9 protein-coding genes are annotated in these 8,499 nt (G+C 55.8%); 6 read left to right on the forward strand and 3 right to left on the reverse strand.

Annotated elements, in window-relative coordinates:
* The 4 genes from RTS12_RS18815 to RTS12_RS18830 form a co-directional block, all read left to right on the forward strand.
* Positions 1 to 475, forward strand: a 475-nt coding sequence (locus RTS12_RS18815) for a thiolase C-terminal domain-containing protein (RefSeq protein ID WP_409455717.1), incomplete at its 5' end; no start/stop codon positions are given.
* Positions 472 to 2,115, forward strand: a complete 1,644-nt coding sequence (locus RTS12_RS18820) for an acyl-CoA synthetase (protein WP_312531243.1) — start codon at positions 472 to 474, stop codon at positions 2,113 to 2,115. The genes RTS12_RS18815 and RTS12_RS18820, both read left to right, overlap by 4 nt.
* Complete coding sequence (locus RTS12_RS18825; protein ID WP_312531245.1) at positions 2,112 to 2,936, forward strand: DUF296 domain-containing protein; 825 nt, start codon at positions 2,112 to 2,114, stop codon at positions 2,934 to 2,936. The genes RTS12_RS18820 and RTS12_RS18825 overlap by 4 nt, the downstream gene beginning before the upstream one ends.
* Positions 2,933 to 3,697, forward strand: a complete 765-nt coding sequence (locus RTS12_RS18830) for an SDR family oxidoreductase (protein ID WP_312531247.1) — start codon at positions 2,933 to 2,935, stop codon at positions 3,695 to 3,697. The genes RTS12_RS18825 and RTS12_RS18830 overlap by 4 nt, the downstream gene beginning before the upstream one ends.
* A gap of 50 nt (positions 3,698 to 3,747) precedes the next feature.
* On the opposite strand, the gene RTS12_RS18835 is transcribed toward RTS12_RS18830, so the two are convergent.
* On the reverse strand, positions 3,748 to 4,644 hold the full coding sequence (locus tag RTS12_RS18835; RefSeq protein WP_312531249.1) for a hypothetical protein: 897 nt from the start codon (positions 4,642 to 4,644) through the stop codon (positions 3,748 to 3,750).
* Positions 4,645 to 4,727: 83 nt separating this feature from the next.
* Complete coding sequence (locus tag RTS12_RS18840) at positions 4,728 to 5,438, reverse strand: hypothetical protein (RefSeq protein ID WP_312531251.1); 711 nt, start codon at positions 5,436 to 5,438, stop codon at positions 4,728 to 4,730.
* A 184-nt stretch (positions 5,439 to 5,622) separates the two neighbouring features.
* Here RTS12_RS18840 and RTS12_RS18845 point away from each other — a divergent pair, with 184 nt between their 5' ends.
* A complete protein-coding gene (locus RTS12_RS18845; protein WP_312531253.1) occupies positions 5,623 to 6,240 on the forward strand; it encodes an NUDIX domain-containing protein in 618 nt (205 codons plus the stop codon).
* Positions 6,241 to 6,382: 142 nt separating this feature from the next.
* Positions 6,383 to 6,748: a DUF983 domain-containing protein gene (locus RTS12_RS18850; RefSeq protein WP_312531255.1), complete on the forward strand. Its 366-nt coding sequence runs from the start codon at positions 6,383 to 6,385 to the stop codon at positions 6,746 to 6,748.
* A 52-nt stretch (positions 6,749 to 6,800) separates the two neighbouring features.
* Here RTS12_RS18850 and pepT read toward each other — a convergent pair whose 3' ends face one another.
* Positions 6,801 to 8,039: a peptidase T gene (gene pepT / locus RTS12_RS18855; RefSeq protein ID WP_312531257.1), complete on the reverse strand. Its 1,239-nt coding sequence runs from the start codon at positions 8,037 to 8,039 to the stop codon at positions 6,801 to 6,803.
* Positions 8,040 to 8,499: the final 460 nt, after the last annotated feature.

Below are 8,499 nucleotides of genomic sequence, written 5' to 3' on the forward strand. Positions count from 1 at the left end.
TTTGAAGCGTTCGAGCCGCTGTCGGGCGCGCGCGCAGGCGGCGGATTATCTTGCGCTGTCGCGCCGCGACCCAATCGCCTTTGACGGACCCCATCGGGCCTGGGCACAAGCCCTGTCGCAAGCGGGCCTTGGGATCATGGATCTTGATATGGTTGAAACCCATGATTGTTTCACCACCGCCGAGATGATCGAATATGAGGCGATGGGCCTTGCGCCCAAGGGGCAGGGCTGGCGGGTGATCCGTGACGGGGTCACGCGCTTTGACGGCGCATTGCCAGTCAACCCCTCGGGTGGGTTGAAATCACGCGGCCATCCCATCGGGGCGACGGGCGTTTCCCAACATGTCATGATCGCCATGCAACTGGCCGAAGAAGCAGGCGAGATGCAGCTGGCGCGCGCAAATCTGGGCGGGGTCTTTAATATGGGCGGCGCAGCAGTCGCCAGCTATTGCTCGATCCTGGAGCGGGTAAAATGAGCCAGATTGCCGAAATAGATCCCAATGGCGGCCTGCGCCCGGTATCGACCCGAGTGATGAACCTTGCGACTTTCCTGACGCAAGTTGCGCGCCGTGACCCAAAGGGGATCGCATTGGTCATGGGCGATCAGCGGTGGAGTTGGCAGGAATTCGAAGCCCGCACCAATGCGCTGGCCCATGCTTTGCAAACCCGTTTCGGCCTGAAAAAAGGCGATCGGGTGATGTGTCAGTCCCAAAATTGTCTTGAGATGATGCAGGCGATGTTTGCGGTCTGGCGCGCGGGCGGTGTCTGGGTTCCTGCCAATTTTCGTCAAACCCCCGAAGAGGTCACCTATCTGACGCAAGCCTCGGGCGCGCGGCTGATGATGTGCAATGCCAGTTTTCCCGAACATGCGGCGGCCTGTCGTGCCGCATGTCCGGATCTGACGACGATCCTAGGTTTTGGCGCGGCGGAATTTGGTCCTTCGATCGAAGAGATTACCGACGCCGCTCTGGGTCAGATGCCCGAGGTCGCCCCAGTCGATCGTGACGATCCTTGCTGGTATTTTTTCACCTCGGGCACGACAGGGCGGCCCAAAGCCTCGGTTCTGACGCATGGTCAGATGGCTTTTGTCGTCACCAATCATCTGGCCGATCTGATGCCCGGACTGACCACGCAGGATGCCTCGCTGGTGGTGGCGCCGCTTTCGCATGGGGCAGGGGTGCATCAGCTGACGCAGGTGGCGCGAGGGGTGAAAACCGTTCTTCTACCCAGCGAGCGTTTCGACCCGGCGCAGGTCTGGGATCTGGTGCGCGAGTGGCAGGTGTCGACAATGTTCACCGTGCCGACGATCCTGAAACTGCTGGTCGAGCATCCTTCGACGGCGACAGCCGATACATCATCGCTGCGTTATGTCATCTATGCCGGGGCACCGATGTATCGAGTTGATCAGCAAAAGGCACTGAAAACGCTAGGGAAAGTGTTGGTTCAATATTTCGGCCTTGGCGAATGTACCGGCAATATCACGGTTTTGCCGACCTATTTGCACGAGGCCGATGACAGCCCGACCCTGCGCGTTGGGACCTGCGGCTATGCGCGCACCGGCATCGAAATTCAAATTCAGGATGATCAGGGTCGTGAACTGCCCTTTGGTCAAACCGGCGAGATTTGCTGCATCGGCCCTGCGGTTTTCGCGGGCTATTACCAGAACCCTGCCGCGAATGCGAAATCATTTCGCAACGGTTGGTTCCGCACGGGCGACCTGGGGCATCTGGACGAGCAGGGCTATCTTTTCATCACAGGCCGCGAAAGCGATATGTTCATCTCGGGTGGCTCGAACGTCTATCCGCGAGAGATCGAGGAAAAGATTCTGACCCATCCCGCGATCAACGAGGTGGCCGTTCTGGGCATTCCCGACCCGCTTTGGGGCGAAGTGGGCTGGGCGGTTTGCGTGGCCTCTCTGCCCGTGAGCGAGGATGAACTGGCCGGTTTCCTCGAGGGCAAGCTTTCGCGTTATAAAATGCCCAAGCGGTTTGTGCTGTGGGATGCGCTGCCAAAGTCGGCCTATGGCAAGATCACCAAAAAGATGATCCGAGATGAGCTGCAGGCCCGTGGCCTGATCCCCGAGCCCGTGCCACATGCAGCAGGGGGATCGGCATGATCCATCCCGGTCCGCGTGCAAAAGACCGCGCTTTGGCCCGGCGCGCTCATCTGGTTCCGGTCCGTGGCATCTTGCCTGCGGGCCAGACCGTAATGCAGGCCGTTGGCGCACTTTATGCCGCCCACGGATGCAAAGGCGGTGTCTTGTCTCTGGACGGATTAAGCTGTCAGCCCATGCGCTTTGTGCTGCCTGCATTGTCCAGTGATGGGGTTCATGCGGCGTGGTATTCAGACACCTATGCCCCCGATGGGCTATGGACCATCGATAAATCGACCGCGACGATCGGCATGAAGGACGCGGCGCCCTTTTTGCATTGTCACGGCATCTGGACGGATGGCACGCGCACAAGCATGGGGCATCTGTTGCCGCTGGATGCGGTGATTGCGCGTGATACCGAGGTTGCTGGGCTGGGGTCGGCCCATGCTTGGTTCGAAGCCTTGCCTGATCCCGAGACGGCTTTCACGCTTTTTACCCCGCAAAGCAGCACCGAGACCGGGAAATCGCTTTTTGTGCGTCTGCTGCCGGACGAAGACGTGGTGCAGTCGATCGAGGGCGTTGCCGCAGCTTACGGCATCTCGCATGCACGCCTGCATGCGGTAGGCAGCATCGATCATATCCGCTTTGCCGAGGGGCACCGCATGGATTGTCTCGCCACAGAGTTGCGATTCAATCACGCCACGCTGATTGATGGTGCGGCGTCAATCACGATTGATGTCGTTGATATTGATGGAAATATTTCTCATGGCACGTTGCTACGCGGTGAAAATCCGGTTGGCGTGACCTTGGAACTGATCGTCGAAGTTGAAGGAACGAATGAATGAGCAAAGTTGCCATTGTCACGGGTGGATGCCGCGGCATCGGTTTGGCTGCCACTGAAATTTTCCTCGAGCAGGGCTGGCGCGTCGTTATGGTCGATCGCGACAGCGCCGAGTTAAAGGCAGTTGCGGCGAAGTATGAAAATGTTCTTGCCGTCGAGGCCGATATTTCGGACCCAGATCAGGTCGATCGCATGATCCGTGAGGCAGTCGCTGGATTTGGCCGTATCGATGCGTTGGTCAATAATGCCGGTGTAGCGCTGTTTGCGCAGGTTGGTGAAACCAGCTTTGCGCAGTGGCGCGAGGTCATGGCAACCAATCTTGACGGGGTTTTCTTGTGCACGCAGGCCGCGACAGCCGAGCTCGCTAAATCCAAAGGCGCGGTTGTGAATATCGCCTCGATCTCGGGCCTGCGCGCCTCAACGCTGCGCGTGGCATATGGCACGTCCAAGGCGGCGGTGATCCATCTGACCAAGCAATTCGCGGCGGAATTGGGCGAGCAAGGCATTCGCGTCAATTGTGTCGCGCCGGGGCCTGTTCGTACCAAGCTGGCCATGGCAGTTCATGCGCCGGAAATCATTTCCGCATATTATGACGCCATTCCGCTAAATCGCTATGGCGAAGCGCGCGAAATCGCCGAAGCAGTCGTGTTTCTATGCTCAGAGAAGGCAAGCTTTATCAGCGGTCAAACCATTGCGGCGGATGGTGGGTTTGATGCAACCGGCGTCGGCTTGCCTGCGCTGCGCCGCCTTAACGATCCGGCATAAGATTTATGGCATGTATAAGGGGGCGCTCGATTGGCGCCCCCGATCTGCACTTAAAGCTTGTCTAAAAGCATCTTGAGATCCCAAGATGTCAGCTCATTGAAACAAGGCATACCGGATTCGTCGGCCTCGACATGCAGCGAGCGTGCCTCTTCAAGAATGGATTTGCACTGTAAAAGCGCGGCCATCTGGAAATATTGAACCAATTTCCTATGACCTTTGCCTTTGTGATTGGGGTGAGAGTTTTCATTCCAACCAGTCGGTAAAGGCAGAAAGCTTTCGTGATCGCGGTCGATCAGATAGCTAAGAGCAATCCGATCAGCGATATTCTTGATCTTTCCCGGCAGTCGCGAAATCTCGAGGCGCCAAGCAAGATCTCGCCATTCGTTTGCGAAATTGCTGGTCGTGTCAAAAAGTACTGCCGTCGGCTTGTAAAGCGTGAACGGCATCATCTCTTCGGGGTCCTGCTCGGGATCGGTGCCGATATTTCTGAATGGGCGGGCTGGATCAATGCTTTGCAGAAAAATCCGCAATTGGCGCGTCATATCCGGCTCGAAATATTTCTGATTGGGGCTGATCCGCGCCGATATACGAGCCTTTGCAGGCAGGTCGTCAAAATTTGATGCGTCGATAAAGATCATATCGGGATCAAGATACAGCGCCCGACTTGTCTCGAATGCCTGCATCGAGGCGTCGATCTTTAAGTATTGCTCGCCTTTTACCATCGCAAGGCGCGGCATGAATTCCTTGACCTCGATATTAAGGCCTTCCATTAAATCAATGGTTTCTCGGTCAGGCTGGATATAGTTCTTGGGAATAGACAGCCGCAGCTTGACGTTTTCAGGCAGATGTCGACGGGCTGAAAGCGCTAAAATTCGGGCCTTAACAGAGGTAATCCCGTAACGCGCCACGAAAAAAACAGTCAGATTGTCAGAAAGTTGATAGGTCACGGAAAAACCATCGCTTAATTGGTGTGTTATTTTGACAGATACTGTCGATATTCTGGATTGGATTGATCAAGTGCTGCTACCAACTATTCGCCCCAGAAGAAAACAGATTTTGAGGCAGCTCTTTCGCGAACTCCGCGCAGTGTCTGTGACCAATAGGTCAGGAATGGGAAATTTTTAGCGCCCATATCCAACTCAAGACGTTCGGTTTCGCCGGCAGATAGTTCAGAAAGTGTGCTGTTGGGATTCATTGGCCGCCAACCCGTTCGAACGCGAAATTTGCTGAACCTGGCTACGTAACTCATGTAGGATTCATGCAAATTATCCAGATCAACGCTGAGTGCGTTATCGCCCAACTTTTGCCAGATCTCTTTGATCAAATATTCGATTTCACGATTTGGAGACAAAATCAAATAATTGATGTCATTTCGAAACTCGGCTTTCCATTTTCCAAAGATCTTCTCGAATGTCTTGGGGGTTTCCCGAAGCTCTTCAAGTAGGGAAAAATAAGCCAGAATATAGGCATCTGCATAAAGAATATCGCTGTCGTCCCCCAGCTGGCAGCGCTTAATAACATTCGCTGCCGAGACTGCTGTACGAATAGCGCAATTGCGACCCAAGCGTATAACCTTATTTTCCAGGCGGGTCAGGCTGTTCTCGGTCCCGTCAAGATTTTCGGCTTCGGTCCAAATCGCCTCTTGGGTTCCTTGCAGAAATGGGGCGACCTTATACATGACATACCCCTCAAATATATCAAATTCGCTGGGGCGACCTTTGTAATATTTGGGATCGGTCATTATATGCTCATGAATTTCCATATGGATTTCGGGCGAATGATAGGTGGTTTGGCAGGTCGACCACAAGGGCGATTTCCGCGGTCGTGACCAGACACAGGCGATGATCGTCTTCACTGCCTTGACCTTGCCCCCATTCGGGGGACAACTGCACCGACCACGGCCCATCTTCCGTAATGAGAATCCCATGACCGCCCCCTTTGAGATGCGTTTTTGCCCAAACTGTGCCACCTCGTTGACCCTGATCGCCCTGCCAGAAGATGGCGGTCCCAAAGAGAGGTTGCGTTGCGCCAGCTGCGGATGGACCCACTGGGGAAATCCGACGCCAGTTTTGGCAGCGGTGATCGAGAATGACCGTGGCGAGGTTTTGCTGGCACGCAACGCGATGTGGGAAGAGGGGGTTTTCGGCCTGATCACCGGTTTCATGGAGGCGGGGGAATCCCCCGAAGTCGGGGTTTGCCGCGAAGTCTTTGAGGAAACCTCACTCAGGGCCAAGGCCTTGCGTCCGATTGGGGCTTGGGAATTTTTGCGCATGAACCAAGTATTGTTTGCCTATCACATCCGCGCGGATGGCAAGGTTCAGCTTTCGCCCGAGCTGTTGGAATATCGCTGGCAATCTGCTGAAGAGGTCAATTGCTGGCCATCGGGCACGGGCTATGCTTTGGCGCATTGGGTGAAATCAAAGGGATTTGAGCCAAATTTCAATGGGTTCCGTCCCGGACAAGACCCAACTCCGGACCCGGCGAAATGGCCCCTCAAGCCGTGGGCCGAGGATCCGCGCTTTGAACTTGCCCCCGCGATCTAACGCGCCCGCCTTTGCGGTGGAACTTTGCGCCAGCCTGGCGGCTTGTTTCATCAAAGGTGAGGCCTGACCCATTGTGCGGGAATGGCCAGCGGCGCCAGTGCGGTCGCTCTGGCAATGCGTCGCGGGGTATGCGGGTGGGGCCATGACCGAAGAACGCAATGCAAATCAGGCCATCTCGCGCGGTTTTGTGAACCGCTGCCCTAATTGCGGCAAGGGGCGGATCTTTGACGGCTATTTGCGTGTCGTCGATCATTGCGAGATTTGCGGCGAGCCTTTGGGCAGTTATCGCGCGGCCGACGGGCCTGCATTTTTCACCATTACCATCGTGATGCTGCTCTTGATCCCAATGCTTGGGGCGGCATGGGTTTGGTTTCAATTGAGCCCGCTGATGATCTTGATCACCGTGGGCTTGCTGGTCACGGTGATCTCATTGGTTTTGCTGCGCTATGTCAAAGGCGCCTTTATCGGCTATCTTTGGTCAAAGAACGAACAAGATCCTGGCGCATAAGCCGCCCCCTGAGAGAAAATAGATCCCATGGGGTGGCTCGCTTGCCAAAAGGTCAGGGCTTGGCTGCTTCTTGCAAAAGCCCAAGGCAAAACTCGGTTGCGACCGCCATATCCTGCACGGAAACCCATTCCAGCGGGCCATGGATGTTTTGCATTCCCGTGAACAGATTGGGCGTCGGAATGCCCATTTCGGTTAACCTCGACCCATCTGTACCGCCGCGGATCGGGACCGAAATCGGCGTGATCCCCAGTTTCGCCAAAGCACGATTTGCCAATTCGACAGGTTTCATGTCCTGCTCGAGCCAATAGCGCATATTGCGATATTGGGGGCGAATGTCGCATGTGAGTGTAGCGCGCGGCTCGCTGGCCTGCACGATGGCGCAGATCTGGCGAAGCAGCTCACCCTTGGCGGCAAGGCCTTCGCGCTCGAAATCCCGCAAGATCAGCGAGATTTTCATCTGGGCCGCGCCGCCCGCCATATCCGTGACATGAATGAAACCTTCGCGGTCCTCGGTTGTCTCGGGGGTCATGGTGCTTTGGGGCAAAGCCGAGATGATCCGCGCGGCCAGATGCGTGGCATTGACCAGCTTACCCTTGGCCAGACCCGGATGGATCGAGACGCCGGTAATTGTGATCTCGGCGCCATCAGCGGAAAAGCTTTCGAATTCGACCTCGCCGCGTTTGCCGCCATCGAATGTATAGGCGAAATCGGCACCCAGATCCTTGGGCAGTTGCGCATTCACGCCCCGACCGATTTCCTCATCCGGGGTAAAGGCAATACGGATTTTGCCATGCGCGATCTGCGGATTTTCCAGCAGATGGCGCGCAGCCGTCATGATAATCGCAACGCCTGCCTTGTCATCTGCGCCGAGCAAAGTTGTTCCGGATGCCGTGATCAGATCGTCTCCGGTCCGCTCGGCCAGATAGGGGTATTGCTGGGGGGACAGCACCAGCGCGGGATCGTCGGGAAAGGTGATGTCGTCGCCGTTATAACCCCGGATCACGCGCGGTTTGACATTGGTGGCGTTGAACTGAGGCGCCGTATCCACATGGGCCAGAAGGCCGATGACTGGCCCCTCGGCTGTGGCGGGGATGGTGGCCAGTACGGTGCCATATTCGGTCAAGGTGACCTCGGATGCGCCGATCTGGGTCAGCTCATCGACCAGCAGGCGCAGCATGTCGAATTGAATGGCTGTGCTTGGCGAACTCGCCGAGCCGGCGTCGCTTTGGCTATCGATGGATGTATAGCGGATCAGCCGCTGTTCCAGCTCGGGATCGAATTGGCTTGGCATGGGCCCCTCGTGTCAAATGTCGAGGCCAAGCTCTACCTTTTTACCACGGGCTGCAACCTGCTTGCGCAGACATGTTCGCAAAGCATCCGATTCGAGTCAGAATTTGAATCTAGCTGGCGTTGCTACGTCAGGAATTTGTTCTGAACCGAAAGTAAAATGACGAAAATTAGCCGTCAGTTCGATAGGGACGGTAAGCCTCTGGATTGGGATAAAATTATTAAAATGTTGAAATTAAAATAATATTTACCGAAAGAAGGATGTGGTTAGATAAATAATCGGTAAAACAGATCAATTCAATCGAAACTTTCGGTTTGTCCTTTCGGTCGGGGCGGCGCTACTTCGGCTGGCAGTTTCCAGAAAGAACCTTCGATGTCCGCCCTTCACGACCATATGCCCGCCCGCGAATATCCTGTCGCGGCAGTTCTTCCCGGCCTGACCCTGGTGGCCCTGCTCTCGGCGG

The sequence above is a fragment of the Paracoccus sp. (in: a-proteobacteria) genome (assembly GCF_032007265.1).
Lineage (GTDB): Bacteria > Pseudomonadota > Alphaproteobacteria > Rhodobacterales > Rhodobacteraceae > Paracoccus.

Excerpts from the sequence above, each read along its gene's own strand:
- RTS12_RS18820 (WP_312531243.1), top strand. The coding sequence starts at position 472 with ATGAGCCAGATTGCCGAAATAGATCCCAATGGCGGCCTGCGCCCGGTA.
- RTS12_RS18825 (WP_312531245.1), top strand. The coding sequence starts at position 2,112 with ATGATCCATCCCGGTCCGCGTGCAAAAGACCGCGCTTTGGCCCGGCGC.
- RTS12_RS18830 (WP_312531247.1), top strand. The coding sequence starts at position 2,933 with ATGAGCAAAGTTGCCATTGTCACGGGTGGATGCCGCGGCATCGGTTTG.
- RTS12_RS18840 (WP_312531251.1), bottom strand. The coding sequence starts at position 5,438 with ATGACCGATCCCAAATATTACAAAGGTCGCCCCAGCGAATTTGATATA.
- RTS12_RS18845 (WP_312531253.1), top strand. The coding sequence starts at position 5,623 with ATGACCGCCCCCTTTGAGATGCGTTTTTGCCCAAACTGTGCCACCTCG.
- RTS12_RS18850 (WP_312531255.1), top strand. The coding sequence starts at position 6,383 with ATGACCGAAGAACGCAATGCAAATCAGGCCATCTCGCGCGGTTTTGTG.
- pepT (WP_312531257.1), bottom strand. The coding sequence starts at position 8,039 with ATGCCAAGCCAATTCGATCCCGAGCTGGAACAGCGGCTGATCCGCTAT.